The sequence below is a fragment of the Escherichia sp. HH41S genome, assembly GCF_009820115.1.
GTDB classification, from domain to species: domain Bacteria; phylum Pseudomonadota; class Gammaproteobacteria; order Enterobacterales; family Enterobacteriaceae; genus Escherichia; species Escherichia coli_F.
Genome location: NZ_VNXE01000095.1, coordinates 1 through 20253 on the forward strand (window position 1 = coordinate 1; position 20253 = coordinate 20253).

17 protein-coding genes and 1 tRNA gene are annotated in these 20253 nt (G+C 51.5%); 11 read left to right on the plus strand and 7 right to left on the minus strand.

Going from position 1 to position 20253, the window contains the following annotated elements; all coding sequences use genetic code 11:
* Positions 1–111: 111 nt before the first annotated feature.
* Both FQZ95_RS17910 and FQZ95_RS17915 read left to right on the plus strand, forming a co-directional pair.
* Positions 112–187 (plus strand) — tRNA-Ala (locus FQZ95_RS17910).
* Between the two features lie 206 nt (positions 188–393).
* Complete coding sequence (locus tag FQZ95_RS17915) at positions 394–2583, plus strand: bifunctional diguanylate cyclase/phosphodiesterase (protein ID WP_160530478.1); 2190 nt, start codon at positions 394–396, stop codon at positions 2581–2583.
* A gap of 142 nt (positions 2584–2725) precedes the next feature.
* On the opposite strand, the gene nupC is transcribed toward FQZ95_RS17915, so the two are convergent.
* On the minus strand, positions 2726–3928 hold the full coding sequence (gene nupC, locus FQZ95_RS17920; protein WP_001317971.1) for a nucleoside permease NupC: 1203 nt from the start codon (positions 3926–3928) through the stop codon (positions 2726–2728).
* 298 nt (positions 3929–4226) lie between these two features.
* Between nupC and FQZ95_RS27055 the strand changes: the two genes are divergently transcribed.
* Together FQZ95_RS27055 and FQZ95_RS17925 are read left to right on the plus strand one after the other, a co-directional pair.
* The gene (locus FQZ95_RS27055) at positions 4227–4271 is read left to right on the plus strand and encodes a hypothetical protein (protein WP_418517219.1); all 45 of its coding nucleotides are present in this window, start codon (positions 4227–4229) and stop codon (positions 4269–4271) included.
* The gene (locus tag FQZ95_RS17925; RefSeq protein WP_000186373.1) at positions 4264–5502 is read left to right on the plus strand and encodes an Nramp family divalent metal transporter; all 1239 of its coding nucleotides are present in this window, start codon (positions 4264–4266) and stop codon (positions 5500–5502) included. Before FQZ95_RS27055 ends, FQZ95_RS17925 begins: the two co-directional genes overlap by 8 nt.
* Before the next feature lie 141 nt (positions 5503–5643).
* On the opposite strand, the gene ypeC is transcribed toward FQZ95_RS17925, so the two are convergent.
* Positions 5644–5970, minus strand: coding sequence for a DUF2502 domain-containing protein YpeC (ypeC, locus tag FQZ95_RS17930; protein ID WP_000490072.1), 327 nt, complete (start codon positions 5968–5970; stop codon positions 5644–5646).
* Positions 5971–6084: 114 nt separating this feature from the next.
* Positions 6085–7341 carry an ion channel protein gene (locus FQZ95_RS17935; RefSeq protein WP_160523824.1) on the minus strand — a complete coding sequence of 419 codons (1257 nt, stop codon included), beginning with the start codon at positions 7339–7341 and terminating at the stop codon, positions 6085–6087.
* Between the two features lie 203 nt (positions 7342–7544).
* Here FQZ95_RS17935 and glk point away from each other — a divergent pair, with 203 nt between their 5' ends.
* The 6 genes from glk (at position 7545) to ptsP (ending at position 14981) form a co-directional block, all read left to right on the plus strand.
* Positions 7545–8510: a glucokinase gene (gene glk / locus FQZ95_RS17940; RefSeq protein WP_000170355.1), complete on the plus strand. Its 966-nt coding sequence runs from the start codon at positions 7545–7547 to the stop codon at positions 8508–8510.
* 218 nt (positions 8511–8728) lie between these two features.
* The gene (locus FQZ95_RS17945; protein WP_000038456.1) at positions 8729–9055 is read left to right on the plus strand and encodes a PTS fructose transporter subunit IIB; all 327 of its coding nucleotides are present in this window, start codon (positions 8729–8731) and stop codon (positions 9053–9055) included.
* Positions 9056–9076: 21 nt separating this feature from the next.
* Entirely contained in the window at positions 9077–10324 is a 1248-nt protein-coding gene (locus FQZ95_RS17950; protein ID WP_160530479.1) for a PTS fructose transporter subunit IIC, read from the plus strand.
* A 14-nt stretch (positions 10325–10338) separates the two neighbouring features.
* Positions 10339–11424 carry an aminopeptidase gene (gene ypdF / locus FQZ95_RS17955; RefSeq protein WP_125401009.1) on the plus strand — a complete coding sequence of 362 codons (1086 nt, stop codon included), beginning with the start codon at positions 10339–10341 and terminating at the stop codon, positions 11422–11424.
* Positions 11424–12461 (plus strand): aminopeptidase, encoded by a 1038-nt coding sequence (gene ypdE, locus FQZ95_RS17960; protein ID WP_160530480.1) that lies wholly within the window; start codon positions 11424–11426, stop codon positions 12459–12461. The genes ypdF and ypdE overlap by 1 nt, the downstream gene beginning before the upstream one ends.
* A 24-nt stretch (positions 12462–12485) precedes the next feature.
* Positions 12486–14981 carry a phosphoenolpyruvate--protein phosphotransferase gene (gene ptsP, locus FQZ95_RS17965; protein WP_160530481.1) on the plus strand — a complete coding sequence of 832 codons (2496 nt, stop codon included), beginning with the start codon at positions 12486–12488 and terminating at the stop codon, positions 14979–14981.
* Between the two features lie 2 nt (positions 14982–14983).
* Here ptsP and FQZ95_RS17970 read toward each other — a convergent pair whose 3' ends face one another.
* The 3 genes from FQZ95_RS17970 to ypdA are packed head-to-tail and all read right to left on the minus strand — an operon-like array spanning position 14984 to position 18300.
* On the minus strand, positions 14984–15841 hold the full coding sequence (locus FQZ95_RS17970; protein WP_115739245.1) for an AraC family transcriptional regulator: 858 nt from the start codon (positions 15839–15841) through the stop codon (positions 14984–14986).
* 12 nt (positions 15842–15853) lie between these two features.
* Positions 15854–16588 (minus strand): two-component system response regulator YpdB, encoded by a 735-nt coding sequence (gene ypdB, locus FQZ95_RS17975; RefSeq protein ID WP_001295458.1) that lies wholly within the window; start codon positions 16586–16588, stop codon positions 15854–15856.
* 14 nt (positions 16589–16602) lie between these two features.
* Positions 16603–18300: a two-component system sensor histidine kinase YpdA gene (gene ypdA / locus FQZ95_RS17980; protein ID WP_000544359.1), complete on the minus strand. Its 1698-nt coding sequence runs from the start codon at positions 18298–18300 to the stop codon at positions 16603–16605.
* 376 nt (positions 18301–18676) lie between these two features.
* Here ypdA and alaC point away from each other — a divergent pair, with 376 nt between their 5' ends.
* A complete protein-coding gene (gene alaC / locus FQZ95_RS17985; RefSeq protein WP_000785931.1) occupies positions 18677–19915 on the plus strand; it encodes an alanine transaminase in 1239 nt (412 codons plus the stop codon).
* Between the two features lie 64 nt (positions 19916–19979).
* On the opposite strand, the gene ypdK is transcribed toward alaC, so the two are convergent.
* Positions 19980–20051, minus strand: coding sequence for a membrane protein YpdK (gene ypdK / locus FQZ95_RS26515; protein ID WP_010723117.1), 72 nt, complete (start codon positions 20049–20051; stop codon positions 19980–19982).
* Positions 20052–20253 lie beyond the last annotated feature (202 nt).

The window sequence follows — 20253 nt, forward strand, 5'->3', positions numbered from 1 at the left end:
CTATAGCTCAGCTGGGAGAGCGCTTGCATGGCATGCAAGAGGTCAGCGGTTCGATCCCGCTTAGCTCCACCAAATTTTGCACCCAGCAAATTTGGTACGTAAACGACTCGTGGGGCTATAGCTCAGCTGGGAGAGCGCTTGCATGGCATGCAAGAGGTCAGCGGTTCGATCCCGCTTAGCTCCACCAAATTTCAAACCCTCGCTGTAAAGCGGGGGTTTTTTGTCTCTGCCTTTTGCCGCTTTTGTAATACAGTCTACATCCTGGCAGTGCCGTGTGGTGAATGCATCACTGACTGAAAAAACAGCAACAGGCTGGCCCCTGTTTGCTTCGCGATGCGAATAAACTTATTATTTGTGTGCCTGAAAACCCCGATCAGTGAGAGTAGTGTACTCATGTTTGTGGAGCATAACCTGATAAAAAATATCAAGATATTCACACTAGCGTTTACGCTCACCGTGGTACTTATTCAGCTATCCCGTTTAATTTCGCCACTTGCTGTTATCCATTCCAGTTATATCTTTCTGGCGTGGATGCCACTGTGCGTAATGCTGTCAATCTTGTTTATCTTTGGCTGGCGTGGTGTCGTTCCCATTTTATGCGGGATGTTTTGCACCAATCTGTGGAACCTTCATCTCTCTTTTTTACAGACCTCCGTCATGATCGGCAGCCAGGCGTTTGCAGTCCTGTGTGCCTGTGCAATATTACGCTGGCAATTGGGAACGCGTTGGCGTTATGGTTTGACCAGCCGATACGTCTGGCAACGTCTCTTCTGGCTTGGTTTGGTGGCACCGATTGGCATCAAATGCAGCATGTATTTTGTGGGGAATTTCTTTGATTTTCCGTTAAAGATATCTACCTTTTTCGGCGATGCGGATGCCATTTTCACGGTCGTTGATTTGCTAAGCCTTTTCACCGCAGTGCTGATTTACAACATGCTGTTTTACTATCTCACCCGCATGATTGTAAGTCCCCACTTTGCGCAGATACTGTGGCGCAGGGATATCGCTCCGTCGTTGAGCAAAGAGAAACGCGTATTTACCTTAAGCTGGCTGGCAGCTCTTAGCGTGCTGCTACTTCTGATGTGTACACCGTATGAAAATGACTTCATTGCCGGTTACCTGGTACCTGTTTTCTTTATCATCTTTACCCTCGGGGTCGGTAAGCTTCGCTATCCGTTTTTAAATCTCACCTGGGCTGTTTCAACGCTTTGCCTTCTGAATTACAACCAGAACTTTTTGCAAGGGGTACTAACCGAATATTCGCTGGCATTTATTCTCGCGGTGCTGATTTCCTTTAGTGTTTGCCTGCTCTATATGGTGCGCATTTATCATCGTAGTGAATGGCTTAACCGACGCTGGCATTTGCAGGCGCTGACCGATCCGTTAACGCTCTTACCCAACTTTCGCGCGTTGGAACAAGCACCAGAGCAAGAGGCTGGCAAGAGTTTTTGCTGCCTGCGTATTGATAACCTTGAGTTTATAAGTCGTCATTACGGGTTAATGATGCGCGTTCACTGTATCCGCTCAATTTACCGTACGTTAATGCCGCTGATGCAGGAAAACGAAAAGTTGTATCAATTGCCGGGGAGTGAACTGCTGTTAGTGCTGAGCGGGCCGGAAACGGAAGGGCGACTCCAGCATATGGTTAACATCCTGAATAGTCGGCAAATTCACTGGAACAATACCGGGCTGGATATGGGCTATGGTGCTGCCTGGGGGCATTTCGATGGAAATCAGGAAACCCTGCAACCCTTGTTGGGGCAGTTAAGCTGGCTGGCGGAGCAATCCTGCGCACATCATCATGTGCTGGCGCTGGATAGCAGAGAGGAGATGGTTTCCGGGCAGACCACTAAACAGGTGCTATTGCTGAATACCATTCGCACGGCGTTAGATCAGGGTGATTTGCTGCTCTACGCCCAGCCAATTCGCAACAAAGAGGGTGAAGGTTATGATGAGATCCTCGCGCGACTGAAATATGACGGCGGCATTATGACCCCGGATAAGTTTCTGCCCCTTATTGCTCAGTTTAACCTTAGCGCGCGTTTTGATTTGCAAGTGCTGGAATCCCTGTTGAAGTGGCTGGCAACACACCCTTGCGACAAGAAAGGTCCGCGCTTTTCAGTCAATTTAATGCCGCTCACGCTGCTGCAAAAAAATATCGCCGGGCGGATTATTCGTCTGTTTAAGCGTTATCACATCTCCCCGCAGGCGGTCATTCTTGAGATCACCGAGGAACAGGCGTTTTCTAACGCAGAAAGCAGTATGTACAACATCGAGCAGCTGCATAAGTTTGGTTTCCGGATTGCGATTGATGATTTTGGCACCGGCTATGCCAACTACGAACGGCTAAAGCGTTTGCAGGCTGATATCATCAAAATTGATGGCGTCTTTGTGAAAGATATCGTCACGAACACGCTGGATGCGATGATTGTGAGATCAATTACCGATCTGGCGAAAGCGAAGTCATTGAGTGTGGTCGCGGAGTTTGTCGAGACGCCACAGCAGCAGGCGCTATTGCATAAGCTCGGGGTGCAATATCTGCAAGGGTATTTGATTGGTCGCCCTCAGCCATTAACTGATTAACAGGCGTAAAAAAAGCAGGGAATTATCCCCGGCTTTTGTGGCTGATGACAAACAGAAAAATGCCTGATGCGCTACGCTTATCAGGCCTACATGGAATTGAAGCCGGGGAATTATCCCCGGCTTTTTAATTAATGAATTGGACTTACAGCACCAGTGCTGCGATTGACGCAGACAGCACACTCACAAGAGTAGAGCCGTAAACCAGTTTCAGACCGAAGCGAGAAACCACGTTACCTTGCTCTTCATTCAGGCCTTTAACCGCACCGGCGATAATCCCGATAGAAGAGAAGTTAGCGAAGGAAACCAGGAACACAGAGATGATGCCTTCAGCACGCGGAGAGAGCGTGGAAGCAATTTTCTGCAGATCCATCATTGCAACGAACTCGTTGGAAACCAGTTTGGTCGCCATAATACTGCCCACCTGCAGTGCTTCACTGGAAGGAACACCCATCACCCACGCAACCGGATAGAAGATGTAGCCCAGGATGCCCTGGAAGGAGATGCTGTAGCCAAACCAGCCAGTCACAGTGGCAAACAGTGCGTTCAGCGCAGCGATCAGGGCGATAAAGCCGATCAGCATCGCGGCAACGATAATAGCAACTTTGAAACCTGCCAGAATGTATTCACCCAGCATTTCGAAGAAGCTCTGACCTTCGTGCAGGTTAGACATCTGAATGTTTTCTTCACTGGCATCAACACGGTAAGGGTTGATCAGTGACAGCACGATAAAGGTGCTGAACATGTTCAGTACCAGCGCCGCAACGACGTATTTCGGCTCCAGCATCGTCATGTATGCACCAACGATGGACATCGACACGGTGGACATCGCCGTAGCTGCCATGGTGTACATACGATTGCGGGAGATTTTGCCGAGGATATCTTTATAGGCAATAAAGTTTTCAGACTGACCCAGAATCAGAGAGCTGACGGCGTTGAAGGATTCCAGTTTGCCCATACCGTTGACTTTGGAGAGCAGGAAACCAATTGCGCGGATAATCACCGGCAACACGCGAATGTGCTGGAGAATACCAATCAGCGCAGAGATAAAGACGATTGGGCACAGCACTTTCAGGAAGAAGAATGCCAGGCCTTGATCATTCATGCTACCAAAGACGAAGTTAGTCCCTTCGTTGGCAAATCCGAGCAGTTTCTCAAACATTTCGGAGAAGCCTTTCACGAAGCCCAAACCAACGTCGGAGTTCAGGAAGAACCACGCCAGTAACACTTCGATAACAAGCAGTTGAATAACATAACGGATACGAATTTTTTTGCGGTCGCTGCTTACCAGCAGTGCGAGAATCGCAACAACGGCAAGTGCCAGTACAAAATGAAGGACGCGGTCCATATTTGCTCCAAATATGAGGCAGGTTAAATTTCCGTGCACATTCTATGTAACATGGTTAAGGAAAACGAGATCTGACACACACTATAATGACGTCCTGTGACAAGCTTCAAAAATAGTGAGCTGTCATACATTTCTGCTATGTTGTGTATGGAAGCTGAAAGTTATGTAAATGTGCTAACATTAAACATAATCACAACATTCAAGTCATCAATCTTTTCGTCGTCATAATTCTGGTCTATCAAAGAAATCATCACAATCCACTTAAATGAATTTGATAATCATTCTCGTTTGGCATAGCATGAAACATAGCAAAGGCTATGTTTTAGAGGCACAAGATGACTAACTATCGCGTTGAGAGTAGCAGCGGACGGGCGGCGCGCAAGATGAGGCTCGCATTAATGGGACCTGCGTTCATTGCGGCGATTGGTTATATCGATCCTGGTAACTTTGCGACCAATATTCAGGCCGGGGCCAGCTTCGGCTATCAGCTACTGTGGGTTGTCGTTTGGGCCAACCTGATGGCGATGCTGATTCAGATACTGTCTGCCAAACTGGGGATTGCCACCGGTAAAAACCTGGCGGAGCAGATTCGCGATCACTATCCGCGTCCCGTAGTGTGGTTCTATTGGGTTCAGGCAGAAATCATTGCGATGGCAACCGACCTGGCGGAATTTATTGGTGCGGCGATCGGTTTTAAACTCATTCTGGGTGTTTCGCTGTTGCAGGGCGCGGTGCTGACGGGGATCGCGACTTTCCTGATTTTAATGCTGCAACGTCGAGGGCAAAAACCGCTGGAGAAAGTGATTGGCGGGTTACTGCTGTTTGTTGCTGCGGCTTACATTGTCGAGTTGATTTTCTCCCAGCCTAACCTGGCGCAACTGGGTAAAGGAATGGTAATCCCGAGTTTACCCACCTCGGAGGCAGTCTTCCTGGCGGCAGGTGTGTTGGGGGCGACGATTATGCCGCACGTGATTTATTTACACTCTTCGCTGACTCAGCATTTACATGGTGGTTCGCGTCAACAACGTTATTCTGCCACCAAATGGGATGTGGCTATCGCTATGACTATTGCCGGTTTTGTCAATCTGGCGATGATGGCTACGGCTGCGGCGGCGTTCCACTTTTCCGGTCATACTGGCGTTGCCGATCTTGATGAGGCTTATCTGACGCTGCAACCGTTGTTAAGCCATGCTGCGGCAACGGTCTTTGGTTTAAGCCTGGTTGCTGCGGGACTGTCCTCAACGGTTGTGGGGACACTGGCGGGGCAGGTAGTGATGCAGGGCTTCATTCGTTTTCATATCCCGCTGTGGGTGCGTCGCACCGTTACCATGTTGCCGTCATTTATTGTCATTCTGATGGGATTAGATCCGACACGGATTCTGGTTATGAGTCAGGTGCTGTTAAGTTTTGGTATCGCTCTGGCGCTGGTTCCACTACTAATTTTTACCAGTGACAGTAGGTTGATGGGCGATCTGGTGAACAGCAAACGCGTAAAACAGATAGGCTGGGTGATTGTGGTGCTGGTAGTGGCGCTGAATATCTGGTTGTTAGTGGGTACGGCGCTGGGGCTATAGTTCAACTGGCGTCGTACCAGGCATCACTGGCGGATGCGGCGTAAAACGCCTTATCCGCCCTACGCGTTAAAGAGACGGTTTGTAGGCCTGATAAGACGCACTAGCGTCGCATCAGGCATTGTGCTCCATTGGCGAATGTGTTTAATGGCGGTGTCCATGTCCGCGGCCTTTTCCGCGATGATCGTCACGATCGCGCCAGCCTTCACGATAGCCACGCTCATACGCTTTACGCTTATCCCAGCCACGGTGGTAGCCATTATCATGACGCCACCAGCGGTTCTTACGCCATTCATAATTGCGATGCCAGTAGTCACGGTCGCGCCAGTGACCACCGTCCCAGTAATTACCGTAATGATCGCGATCGCCAATTTGTAATTTGATTGATGGCAGTAGGGTGATTTCACCTGCGTTTGCCGCAAGCGGGGTAAATGCCATCAGGGCGGCCGCCAGAAACAGTGACCTGAACATTGTTATTCTCCTTCACGATCGAAGCCGTCAGCGGCCTGTTAACGCAATATTACGGGGAGGTAAAGCCCCGTATCATCGCCATAACTCTTAAATCATAAAGGAGAGCATTTTTTGCTAAATGTTATCGTGGGGTGGCTGTTGCTTCGGACGATTGACCATCATCATCGGCTTACCGGCTAATAACAGCCATGCAGGAAGCATGACGATACAGAGCAGCGGTAGCAATGTGGTGTTAGGGACAACAACCGCAGCCATAAATAGACTTAACCAGCCATCGCGTGTTACCACCAGCACGATGCCGAGAATAGCGCAGGAAACGGTTATTGCCGCCGGGACAGCGGGAACGTGCTCATGCAGCATCAATCCTAATGCCACGCCGACAAACACTGCCGGAAATATTCGCCCACCGCGAAAGCCGCTGGCGGCAGCAACCACGAGAGCGGCAAGTTTAATCACTGCCAGCAAAAAGTAATCGCTGGTGCTGAAAGCCTGATTTGCCACCATCTGCTGCATCTCATCCAGCCCTTTAAACAGCGAAACTGGTCCAGCAATAACCCCCAGAATACCGAGAATAAATCCGCCAACTCCCAGCATTAGCACCGGATTTTTAATCTGATGCATCATCGCGTGCAACCGTGGCAGACACCATACGGCAACCATCCCTGCTGCGATGGCAATAGCCGCGACAATTGCACCGCTGAGAATATCGGTCATCTCCATCTGCCCATAATGCGCAATGGGCAGTGAAAAATGAGGATGGAAAAATAATCCGGTAGTAAGTGCACCAGCTGCTGCGGCCATTAACGGCGCAAAGAGACGGTCCCATAGCGGAACCTCATTACTGCCATTTAAGGTTTGCGAAAATATCAACGCCGCCGCAACAGGTGTGCCAAACAGCGCGCCGATGGTTCCGGCAGAGGCTAAAATAGTCCACTCCATCCGGTTGACGCGCGGTAACAGACGAGCACCTATCGCAACCGCAAGGGCGATATTGACGGTCATGATCGGATGTTCCGGCCCCAGGCTGACGCCGCCAGCAAGACCGAGAATTAATGCTACGATAAGTCCTGGTAGCGCAGAGGGCGGAACGGGTGCGCCGATCAGCGGTTCACAGGCGGGGTCTGGTCCAGCATGCCCCTGGCTGAAACGGATAACCAACCCCACCGCAATACCTGTTAGCGTTAATATGGCGATGATCCAGAAAGGTGAATCCTGGGCTATCCCCAGAGTTCCCGGCAGTCGTTGCCAGAGCAAATTCTGTAATACCGAGGCGATTTTCATCACCACAATCAGAATAAGACTGGACGCAATCCCAATTGCCACGGCGGGGAGCGATAATAACAACATGGTTCTGGCTCGCGGATGGAGCATGTTCTATTCCTTATGCAGGGTCAGATACTTAGTTTGCCCAGCTTGCAAAAAGGCATCGCTGCAATTGGTGCTGAAACGATAAAGTAATTGTGTGACCCAGATCGATATTTACAGGGAGCCTGCCTTTCCGGCGTTGTTGTTATGCCCCCAGGTATTTACAGTGTGAGAAAGAATTATTTTGACTTTAGCGGAGCAGTTGAAGAATGACAAAGTATGCATTAGTCGGTGATGTGGGCGGCACCAACGCACGTCTTGCTCTGTGTGATATTGCCAGTGGTGAAATCTCGCAGGCTAAGACCTATTCAGGGCTTGATTACCCCAGCCTCGAAGCGGTCATTCGCGTTTATCTTGAAGAACATAAGGTCGAGGTGAAAGACGGCTGTATTGCCATCGCTTGCCCAATTACCGGTGACTGGGTGGCAATGACCAACCATACCTGGGCGTTCTCAATTGCCGAAATGAAAAAGAATCTCGGTTTTAGCCATCTGGAAATTATTAACGATTTTACCGCTGTATCGATGGCGATCCCGATGCTGAAAAAAGAGCATCTGATCCAGTTTGGCGGTGCAGAACCGGTAGAAGGTAAACCTATTGCGGTTTACGGTGCCGGAACAGGGCTTGGGGTTGCGCATCTGGTTCATGTTGATAAACGCTGGGTAAGCTTGCCAGGCGAAGGCGGTCACGTTGATTTTGCGCCGAATAGTGAAGAAGAGGGCATTATCCTCGAAATACTGCGTGCAGAAATTGGTCATGTTTCGGCAGAGCGCGTGCTTTCTGGTCCTGGGCTGGTGAATTTGTATCGCGCGATTGTGAAAGCCGACAACCGCCTGCCAGAAAATCTCAAGCCAAAAGATATTACTGAACGCGCGCTGGCTGACAGCTGCACCGATTGTCGCCGCGCGTTGTCGCTGTTTTGCGTCATTATGGGCCGTTTTGGCGGCAATCTGGCGCTCAATCTCGGGACATTTGGCGGCGTGTTTATTGCCGGTGGTATCGTGCCGCGCTTCCTTGAGTTCTTCAAAGCCTCTGGTTTCCGTGCCGCATTTGAAGATAAAGGGCGCTTTAAAGAATATGTCCATGATATTCCGGTGTATCTCATCGTCCATGACAATCCGGGCCTTCTCGGTTCCGGCGCACATTTACGCCAGACCTTAGGCCACATTCTGTAAATCCTTCCTGTCAAATCGGGAGATAACTCTCCCGATAATCTTTTAAATCAAACAGTTAATCCTATTTTTCTTTGTGTCTCCTCACAAGGCCGACCTGCGTCACACTTCCGTACAGCGGGATTAATTCTCCAGTAAATGCATTATTTGTCTGGTAACGGCGATTTGTTTTGCACGTTCATAATTTCACTCGTCAACTATCACTGAACGAGGAATTAACGATGAGTAAGAAACTGATTGCCTTATGTGCCTGCCCTATGGGCCTGGCTCACACCTTTATGGCCGCTCAGGCGCTGGAAGAAGCGGCGGTGGAAGCCGGCTATGAAGTGAAAATTGAAACTCAGGGTGCGGATGGCATCCAGAACCGCCTGACGGCGCAGGATATCGCCGAAGCGACCATCATCATTCATTCCGTGGCAGTTACACCAGAAGATAACGAACGTTTCGAATCACGCGACGTTTATGAAATCACTTTGCAGGACGCAATTAAAAACGCTGCGGGCATCATCAAAGAAATCGAAGAGATGATTGCCTCTGAACAACAGTAATATTCGACAGGGATAATTGTTATGGCCATTAAAAAACGCAGTGCAACCGTTGTGCCTGGCGCATCCGGTGCGGCAGCGGCAATTAAGAATCCGCAGGCCTCTAAAACCAGCTTCTGGGGTGAACTCCCGCAGCATGTGATGTCAGGGATTTCACGCATGGTGCCGACCTTAATTATGGGCGGTGTGATCCTCGCTTTCAGCCAGCTGATTGCTTATAGCTGGCTTAAAATTCCTGCGGATATCGGCATCATGGATGCGCTTAATAGCGGGAAATTCTCCGGTTTCGACCTCTCCTTACTGAAGTTTGCCTGGCTGTCACAGTCCTTTGGTGGCGTGCTGTTTGGCTTTGCCATACCGATGTTTGCCGCTTTTGTGGCGAACTCCATCGGCGGCAAACTGGCGTTCCCGGCTGGTTTTATCGGCGGCTTGATGTCTACCCAGCCTACGCAACTGCTGAACTTCGATCCCAGCACGATGCAATGGGCGACCTCTTCGCCGGTGCCGTCCACCTTCATTGGTGCCCTGATTATTTCTATCGTTGCGGGTTACCTTGTGAAGTGGATGAACCAGAAAATCCAGTTACCGGATTTCCTGTTAGCGTTCAAAACCACATTTTTGCTACCGATTCTTTCCGCCATTTTTGTCATGCTGGCGATGTACTACGTGATCACGCCGTTTGGTGGCTGGATCAACGGCGGGTTCCGTACCGTGCTGACCGCTGCAGGTGAGAAGGGCGCGCTGATGTACGCAATGGGCATTGCGGCGGCGACCGCAATCGACCTCGGTGGTCCAATCAACAAAGCCGCAGGTTTCGTTGCCTTCAGCTTTACCACTGACCACGTATTACCGGTCACCGCACGTTCTATCGCTATCGTTATTCCACCGATTGGTCTGGGTCTGGCGACCATTATTGACCGTCGTTTAACCGGCAAACGCCTGTTCAACGCTCAGCTTTATCCGCAGGGTAAAACCGCCATATTCCTTGCCTTTATGGGGATCAGTGAGGGTGCGATTCCGTTTGCGCTGGAAAGCCCCATCACCGCTATTCCGTCCTATATGGTTGGCGCGATTGTCGGCTCAACCGCCGCAGTCTGGCTGGGTGCAGTTCAATGGTTCCCGGAATCTGCTATCTGGGCATGGCCGCTGGTCACTAACCTCGGTGTCTATATGGCGGGGATCGCGCTGGGAGCAATCATTACTGCGCTGATGGTGGTGTTCCTGCGTCTGATGATGTTCCGTAAAGGCAAATTGTTAATCGATAGCCTGTAAGAAGGAAAATCCAGATGACATTACTCGCTTCGCTGCGCGACTGGCTTAAGGCGCAACAACTGGATGCGGTGCTTCTCTCCTCACGGCAGAACAAACAACCGCATCTGGGGATCTCCACCGGATCAGGCTATGTGGTGATTAGCCGTGAAAGTGCGCACATTCTGGTGGATTCGCGCTATTACGCGGATGTAGAAGCCCGCACGCAAGGCTACCAGCTGCATTTGCTTGACGCGACGAACACGCTTACCACTATCGTCAGGCAAATCATTGCCGATGAGCAGTTGCAAACGCTCGGTTTTGAAGGCCAGCAGGTAAGTTGGGAAACCGCGCACCGCTGGCAGTCTGAACTCAATGCGAAATTGGTAAGCGCCACGCCGGATGTGCTGCGGCAAATCAAAACGCCAGAGGAGGTGGAGAAAATCCGCCTCGCCTGTGGGATTGCCGATCGCGGTGCAGAGCATATTCGCCGCTTTATTCAGGCGGGGATGAGCGAATGCGAGATTGCTGCTGAACTGGAGTGGTTTATGCGCCAGCAGGGCGCAGAAAAAGCCTCTTTTGACACCATTGTCGCCAGTGGCTGGCGTGGGGCGCTGCCGCACGGCAAAGCCAGCGACAAGATTGTTGCAGCGGGCGAGTTTGTCACTCTTGATTTTGGTGCGCTGTATCAGGGCTACTGCTCTGATATGACGCGTACCTTGCTGGTGAATGGCGAAGGGGTGAGCGCCGAATCTCACCCGCTGTTTGATGTGTATAACATTGTCCTGCAGGCACAGCTCGCGGCAATCTCCGCGATTCGCCCCGGCGTGCGCTGCCAGCAGGTTGACGACGCCGCGCGCCGGGTCATTACAGAAGCCGGTTATGGCGACTATTTCGGTCATAACACCGGTCATGCTATCGGCATTGAAGTCCATGAAGATCCGCGTTTTTCACCGCGGGACACCACGACGCTACAGCCAGGGATGTTACTGACCGTGGAGCCGGGGATTTATTTGCCAGGGCGAGGGGGCGTGCGCATCGAAGATGTCGTGCTGGTTACCCCGCAAGGCGCGGAAGTGCTCTACGCCATGCCAAAAACAGTGTTGCTCACGGGAGAGGCATAATGGATTTATCGCTATTAAAAGCGTTGAGCGAGGCAGATGCGATCGCCTCCTCGGAACAGGAAGTGCGGCAGATCCTGCTGGATGAAGCGGATCGACTGCAAAAAGAAGTGCGATTTGATGGCCTGGGATCGGTGCTGATCCGCCTCAATGAATCGACAGGTCCGAAGGTGATGATCTGTGCGCATATGGACGAAGTGGGATTTATGGTGCGTAGCATCTCCCGCGAAGGGGCGATTGATGTCCTGCCAGTTGGCAATGTGCGCATGGCTGCCCGCCAGCTTCAGCCAGTACGGATCACTACTCGTGAAGAGTGCAAAATTCCCGGTTTGCTCGATGGCGAGCGGCAGGGGAATGACGTCAGCGCCATGCGCGTGGACATTGGTGCGCGCTCGTATGACGAAGTGATGCAGGCAGGTATTCGTCCGGGCGATCGTGTCACGTTTGATACCACTTTTCAGGTTCTCCCTCACCAGCGAGTGATGGGTAAAGCCTTTGATGACCGCCTCGGTTGCTACCTGCTGGTGACGTTACTACGTGAGCTGCACAACACCGAGCTGCCTGCGGAAGTGTGGCTGGTGGCAAGTTCCAGCGAAGAGGTGGGATTACGCGGCGGGCAAACCGCCACCCGCGCGGTGTCGCCGGACATCGCCATTGTGCTTGATACCGCCTGCTGGGCGAAAAACTTTGATTATGGCGCGGCTAACCATCGCCAGATTGGTAACGGCCCGATGCTGGTGTTAAGCGACAAGTCGCTGATTGCGCCGCCAAAACTTACCGCGTGGATCGAAACCGTGGCGGCAGAAATTGGCGTGCCGTTACAGGCGGATATGTTCAGCAACGGCGGCACGGATGGCGGGGCGGTGCATTTAACCGGCACTGGCGTACCCACAGTGGTGATGGGGCCAGCAACCCGCCACGGACATTGCGCCGCATCGATTGCCGACTGCCGCGACATTTTGCAGATGCAGCAGCTTTTATCTGCCCTTATTCAACGTCTTACGCGTGAGACGGTTGTTCTACTGACGGATTTCAGATGATCTCCTGATTAACCCGGAGCGGTTATGTTAACGATTCAATTTCTCTGTCCTTTGCCTAACGGTCTACATGCTCGTCCGGCGTGGGAACTTAAAGAACAGTGCAGCCAGTGGCAAAGCGAAATCACCTTCATCAACCATCGCCAGAACGCAAAGGCCGATGCGAAAAGCTCGCTGGCGCTGATTGGCACAGGCACTTTATTTAATGACAGTTGTAGCCTGAACATTAGCGGTAGCGATGAAGAGCAGGCGCGGCGAGTGCTGGAAGAGTACATCCAGGTGCGCTTTATCGACAGTGACAGCGTCCAGCCGACGCAGGCAGAACTGACGGCGCATCCGCTGCCGCGTTCATTAAGCCGCCTTAACCCGGATTTACTGTACGGCAATGTGCTGGCAAGCGGCGTCGGCGTGGGTACGCTGACCCTGTTACAAAGCGACAGCCTCGACAGTTACCGGGCGATCCCCGCCAGTGCGCAAGATTCCACCCGGCTGGAGCACAGCCTGGCAACGCTTGCCGAGCAACTGAACCAGCAATTGCGCGAGCGTGACGGCGAAAGCAAAACCATTCTCAGCGCCCATTTGTCGCTGATTCAGGATGATGAATTCGCGGGCAATATCCGTCGCCTGATGACAGAACAACATCAGGGGCTGGGTGCAGCGATCATCAGCAATATGGAGCAGGTTTGCGCCAAACTTTCTGCTTCTGCCAGTGATTATCTGCGCGAACGTGTTAGCGACATTCGCGATATCAGCGAACAGTTACTGCATATCACCTGGCCGGAACTGAAGCCGCGCAACAATCTGGTGCTGGAAAAACCGACTATTCTGGTAGCCGAGGATTTAACCCCAAGCCAGTTTTTGAGCCTCGATTTAAAAAATCTTGCGGGCATGATTCTGGAGAAAACCGGGCGCACCTCGCATACTCTGATTCTGGCCCGCGCCTCGGCGATCCCCGTACTGAGCGGCCTGCCGCTGGATGCCATTGCTCGCTATGCCGGGCAACCGGCGGTGCTTGACGCCCAGTGCGGCGTGCTGGCTATTAATCCTGATGACGCGGTGAGTGGTTATTATCAGGTCGCACAGACGCTGGCGGATAAACGTCAGCAGCAGCAGGCGCAGGCCGCCGCGCAGCTGGCCTATTCCCGTGATAACAAGCGCATTGATATCGCGGCGAATATTGGCACCGCTCTGGAAGCGCCAGGCGCGTTTGCCAACGGCGCGGAAGGTGTCGGGCTGTTTCGTACCGAAATGCTCTATATGGAGCGCGACAGTGCGCCGGACGAACAGGAACAGTTTGAAGCATACCAACAGGTGCTACTGGCGGCGGGCGACAAGCCGATTATTTTCCGCACGATGGACATCGGCGGCGATAAAAGCATTCCTTACCTCAACATTCCCCAGGAAGAGAACCCGTTCCTCGGCTATCGCGCGGTACGAATTTACCCGGAATTTGCTGGCCTGTTCCGCACTCAACTGCGGGCTATTTTGCGTGCTGCCAGTTTCGGCAATGCCCAGTTAATGATCCCAATGGTCCACAGCCTCGATCAGATCTTATGGGTGAAGGGCGAGATCCAAAAAGCGATCGTTGAGCTTAAGCGCGATGGTCTGCGTCATGCAGAGTCGATTACGCTGGGTATCATGGTGGAAGTACCGTCGGTGTGCTACATCATCGACCACTTCTGCGATGAGGTCGATTTCTTCAGTATCGGTTCTAACGATATGACCCAGTATCTGTATGCGGTCGATCGTAATAACCCGCGCGTATCGCCGCTGTATAACCCGATTACGCCATCGTTCCTGCGCATGTTGCAGCAGATTGTTACCACTGCGCATCAGCGCGGCAAATGGGTAGGTATTTGCGGTGAACTGGGCGGTGAAAGTCGTTATCTGCCGCTACTGCTTGGACTGGGCCTGGATGAGCTGAGTATGAGTAGCCCGCGTATTCCGGCGGTGAAAAGCCAGCTTCGTCAACTGGATAGCGAGGCGTGTCGGGAACTGGCGCGTCAGGCATGTGAATGCCGCAGCGCGCAGGAAATTGAAGCGTTACTTACCGCGTTTACGCCGGAAGAAGACGTTCGCCCGCTGCTGGCGCTGGAGAATATCTTTGTTGATCAGGCCTTTAGCAATAAAGAGCAGGCGATCCAGTTCCTGTGCGGCAACCTTGGCGTTAACGGGCGTACTGAACATCCGTTTGAGCTGGAAGAAGATGTCTGGCAGCGGGAAGAGATTGTCACTACTGGCGTTGGTTTTGGCGTGGCGATCCCGCACACCAAATCACAGTGGATCCGTCATTCCAGTATCAGCATTGCCCGGTTGGTGAAACCGGTTGACTGGCAGTCAGAAATGGGCGAAGTCGAACTGGTGATCATGCTGACGCTGGGCGCTAACGAAGGGATGAATCATGTGAAAGTCTTCTCGCAGCTGGCGCGTAAACTGGTGAATAAAAACTTCCGCCAGTCGCTGTTTGCCGCGCAAGATGCACAAAGTATTCTGACGCTGCTGGAAACGGAATTAACCTTCTGACGTTAGCCCTGAAAACGGGCGCTGTACTCTCCCGGCGTCAGGCCAAACTGACGCCGGAAGACGCGACAAAAATAGTCGCTGTCCGGAAAGCCGCAACGCTGCGCCACTTCATGAATCGACAGATGATATTTCTGCAAAATCATCCTCGCCTTCGCCATTCGCACCCAACGCACATATTCGATAAAACGCATTGTTCCATGCTGCGCAAACAGTTTTGACAGATGATTGGGCGTGATATTAAAAAACTGCGCCACGTTCTCACGGGTGAGCGGTTGGGCATAATTATCCTGAACCCAGTTACAAATGCTGTGATAGAGAAAATCGCCGCGCGGCTGCGAATTACCCGGCGGCATATTGACCACGTTGCGGCAAAGATGCAGCAAACTTAACACCAGCGGCTGAATGATATTCTGCTCCAGCGGCGAACGGCTAAGATGGGTGAGGGCAGTAAGCATTGCTTCACCTTCGCCGCGTTGCAGGCTGGGAAGTTGGATCTGGCGAGCAGGATGCAACAACGACGTGGTGCGGCTATCGTAAAACGATAACCCAAGCCAGGTCGGCGCGAATACCAGGCTTAACAGCATTACCGGTTTGTTGTTGACCGGTAAATTAGCCGCGCGCGCTGGAATAAACAGCATTTCTCCTTCCACTATACGTTGCTGCTTTGCTTCCAGCAGATTGCCGTATTCGCCGCGCAGCACGATATCCAGACGGGGAAAATCAATACATAAACTGCCCACCGGCAACGAGGCCGGCTGGCTGGCAAACCAGACGCGCCCCAGTAGTTGCGGGTTAAGCACCAGGCCGCTGAACAGATCGGCGAAAAATTGTTGATCGGCGGGCAAGCCTGTTGCTTTCATGAAAGTTCCCGATTACAGATGCATTAACTGCCTGAATTCTTTAACTTTGCTACGGCTGACCGGCACTTCAAAATCCAGATCTTTCAGCCGCAGAATGTAGGTGTTATTAAACCACGGTTCGATTTCGCGTATTTTGTTCAGATTGACACAAAATGAGCGATGGCAGCGGAAAAAATGCGACGGCGGCAGCTTGCTGCAAAACTCGGTGATGTTCATCGGCATTACGTAGGATTCACGCCGCGTATAGACAAAGGTCATTTTCTCGTGCGCTTCGGCGTAATAGATATCGTTAATTGGCGTGACGATGATTCGCTCATCTTTCACCAGATTAATGGTGTCATTCTCACGCGTTACCGTCGCGGCAGGCGTACTGCTGGTCTGCTGTTGTTGCCAGGCTGCTTCCAGTTTTTGCAGCATCCCGGTAATGCGTGATTCCTGATACGGTTTGAGAATGTAGTCAAACGCTTCCAGTTCAAACGCTTCCACCGCATGTTCTTTCCACGCAGTGATGAACACAATAAACGGTTTATGGGCAAACTGGCTGATGTTTTGCGCCAGCAACACGCCATCCAGCGACGGAATATTGATATCCAGAAAAATGGCGTCGACGCGGTTATGCTGCAAAAACTTCAACACGTCCAGACCATCGTCAAAGGTGCCGACAATCTCCATCTGGCTGTGCTCTTTAATCAGCCAGCTCAGTTCCTGTTGTGCCAGGAATTCGTCTTCAACAATGATGACTTTCACAATATCACTCCGGCTCAAAGCAATAACGTAGCCTGTGAGGCGACAGGGGTGCGTTGGTTAGGAATGTAAAACGCAATTTCCGTTCCTGGTTCCAGGCGGCGGATATGCAGCCCCTCGCCATACAATAACTTCACGCGATGATGGACATTCAGCAGGCCAATTTTATTGCCCGGCATTTCGTTCGCTTCGACCCGCTCAATGACTTTTGGATCGATGCCGTGCCCGGTATCTCGCACCGCAATGCGTACCCGATTACCGCACTCTGCAACGCTGATGGTGACAACGCCTTTACCTTTGCAAGGCTGAATACCGTGGACAATGGCATTCTCCACCAACGGCTGGATCAGCAGGCTGGGAATGCAGCAATTCACCTCTTCATCAATATCATAGATAACCGTCAGCTTGTCGCCAAAGCGGGCCTGCTCAATGGCAATATAGTCTTTAATTTGATACAGCTCTTTTTTGATATCGATTTGCTCATCGTCTTTTAATTCAATGTTATAGCGCAGATAACGCGACAGATTAAAGATCAGCTGGCGAGCGGTATCCGGATTCAGACGGATCGACGATGAGATAGCATTCAGAGCATTAAACAGGAAATGGGGATTAATTTTGCTTTGCAGAGCGCGAAGCTCTGCCTTATTTGCCATTTCACGTAGTTGCTCGGCGCGTGAAACCTCCAGTTGGGTGGAGATGATTTGCGACAGACCGACCGCCATTTCCTGTAATGACGAGGTAATCTGATGCGCGTGGCAGTAGTAAATTTTCAGCGTCCCGGTCACGACCCCTTTCTCCCAAAGCGGGATCACCAGCATCGAGTGGATTTCCGGTGTACGGTGGGCTTCATCATTGTTTTTGATAATGATTTTTCCGTAATTCATTGCCTGACGCGTTGTTGGGCTAATGAAATCATCGCCATTCTGATAGTTGTGTTCCCCTACGCCAACATAGGCCAGCACATGATCGGTGTTGGTAATCGCTACCGCATCGGCGTGAATATCATCTCGGATAATTTCACAAACTTTGCGTAATGACTCGCTATTGACATGGCGAAACAGCGGCAGCGTTTTGTTAGCGATATCCAGTGCCAGCTTGGCCTGCCGCGCGGCGCTGGCCTCTTTTTCGCCCTCAACGCTTTGTACCAGCAACACAATAAAGCCGATACAAACGCTGCCGAGGATCATCGGAATCCCGATTTTGGAGACGATATCAATCCCCAGTGCAGTGGTGGGTGCCCAGACAATCACCAGGATCATCGTCAACGTTTCACATAACATGCCACCGAGAATACCGACGCGCCAGCGCTGTGCTTTGGGGATTTTCAGGTTGATCCAGCCTGATATGCAACCCGCGAGAATACTGGTGATAAAGCACGGAATTGCCGTCACGCCGCCGATGTCAATTAAATAACGGTGAATACCTGCAATCACACCGGTAATGATGCCCACCCACGGGCCAAACAGAATCCCGCCTGACATCACCGCGATAATACGTACGTTCACCAGCGAGCCTTCTACGGGCACGCCGGACCAGGTGCTGAACAGGGCGAACAGCGAGAAAATGGCGGTAACGGCGAGCAGCTCTTTTGGGGAGTGCGCCGACTTGTGCAACAGTTCGCGAAACAGGCGGATACGGATAAGAAAGAACAGGCAGATAAGCATTAACGCTGCCCGATCGAAGACCGCCAGCAGCATGTTGAATATTTCGTGCACGGGTGACTCTGAATAAGGATTAAACCTCTATGATAGGTAACCTGAAGGCCGATGACCAGCAGGCCGTTTTTGAGGAAAAACCACAATTTTAAAAGGGGATTGAAAGATAAATGGTGTATTAGCAATGCATCTCTTGATAATGCACATCTGGCTGGTAAATTTATTGAAATTATAATGTTAATAAAATGAGTGGTAATTTTCTTGTTAGCGTAGATAAATTTCCTGTTTTTGAAGTGGAGTTCCTCATTTAAAGCTATTAACAAAAATGTTCTAAAACGCTGGACAGACAGAAATTAATCAGGCTATTTTCAAAACAGCCACCATCGTGGCAGCGTCGCTCGGACGGTCCGGGCGCTCACGTTAATCTGAGGAAATTATGGCTGACACTCGCCCTGAACGTCGCTTTACGCGTATTGATCGTCTCCCGCCCTACGTTTTTAACATTACCGCTGAACTGAAAATGGCTGCGCGTCGGCGCGGCGAAGATATTATCGATTTCAGTATGGGTAACCCGGACGGTGCGACTCCGCCGCATATCGTCGAAAAATTATGTACGGTGGCCCAGCGCCCGGACACGCATGGTTACTCCACTTCACGCGGCATTCCGCGGTTACGTCGCGCCATTTCCCGCTGGTATCAGGATCGCTACGACGTTGAAATCGACCCGGAATCAGAAGCCATCGTCACTATTGGTTCGAAAGAGGGCCTGGCGCATCTGATGCTGGCGACGCTGGATCACGGTGACACTGTACTGGTGCCTAATCCAAGCTACCCGATTCATATTTACGGCGCGGTGATTGCCGGGGCGCAGGTACGCTCAGTGCCGCTGGTGGAAGGTGTCGATTTCTTCAACGAACTGGAACGCGCCATTCGCGAAAGTTATCCGAAACCGAAGATGATGATCCTCGGCTTCCCGTCGAACCCAACCGCGCAATGCGTGGAACTGGAATTCTTTGAGAAGGTTGTGGCGCTGGCGAAACGCTACGATGTGCTGGTGGTCCATGACCTGGCCTATGCCGATATCGTCTACGATGGCTGGAAAGCGCCGTCAATCATGCAGGTGCCAGGTGCACGAGACGTGGCGGTCGAGTTCTTTACGCTGTCGAAAAGCTACAACATGGCGGGCTGGCGTATCGGCTTTATGGTCGGCAACAAAACGCTGGTCAGTGCGTTGGCACGTATTAAAAGCTATCACGATTACGGTACTTTTACGCCGTTGCAGGTGGCGGCGATTGCGGCGCTGGAGGGCGATCAACAGTGCGTTCGCGACATTGCCGAACAGTACAAACGCCGCCGCGATGTACTGGTTAAAGGGCTGCATGAAGCGGGCTGGATGGTCGAAATGCCGAAAGCCTCGATGTATGTCTGGGCGAAAATCCCGGAACCGTATGCGGCAATGGGCTCGCTGGAATTTGCCAAGAAACTGCTTAATGAGGCGAAGGTCTGTGTCTCTCCAGGGATTGGCTTTGGCGACTACGGTGACACCCATGTTCGCTTTGCGCTGATTGAAAACCGCGATCGTATTCGCCAGGCGATTCGTGGAATTAAAGCGATGTTCCGTGCCGACGGTTTACTACCCGCCAGCAGCAAACATATTCACGAAAACGCGGAATAAACACCATCGCCAGAAATGCAAACAGGAGCCAGATGGCTCCTGTTTTTCATTGCACAGTTTGCTTTTAGATCATCAGGGCAAAAGTACCGGCCCAAACGATGACCATAAAAGAAATGCCCATAAAGAAATATTTCACTTTACATCTCTCCGCGTAATTACTGTTACGCCTGAATGACTTCATTACACCTGATACAGTGAGTTGACACCGGGCAAAACGACATTGAAAGTCCGTATTTTACCGTGGGCATCACCCCAGAATTCTGAGCTAAACTGCTCGAGACGGCGCTAATGTACGCCTAAAACTGAAACGAGACAAGAGGCATTTTCTTATTTACTTT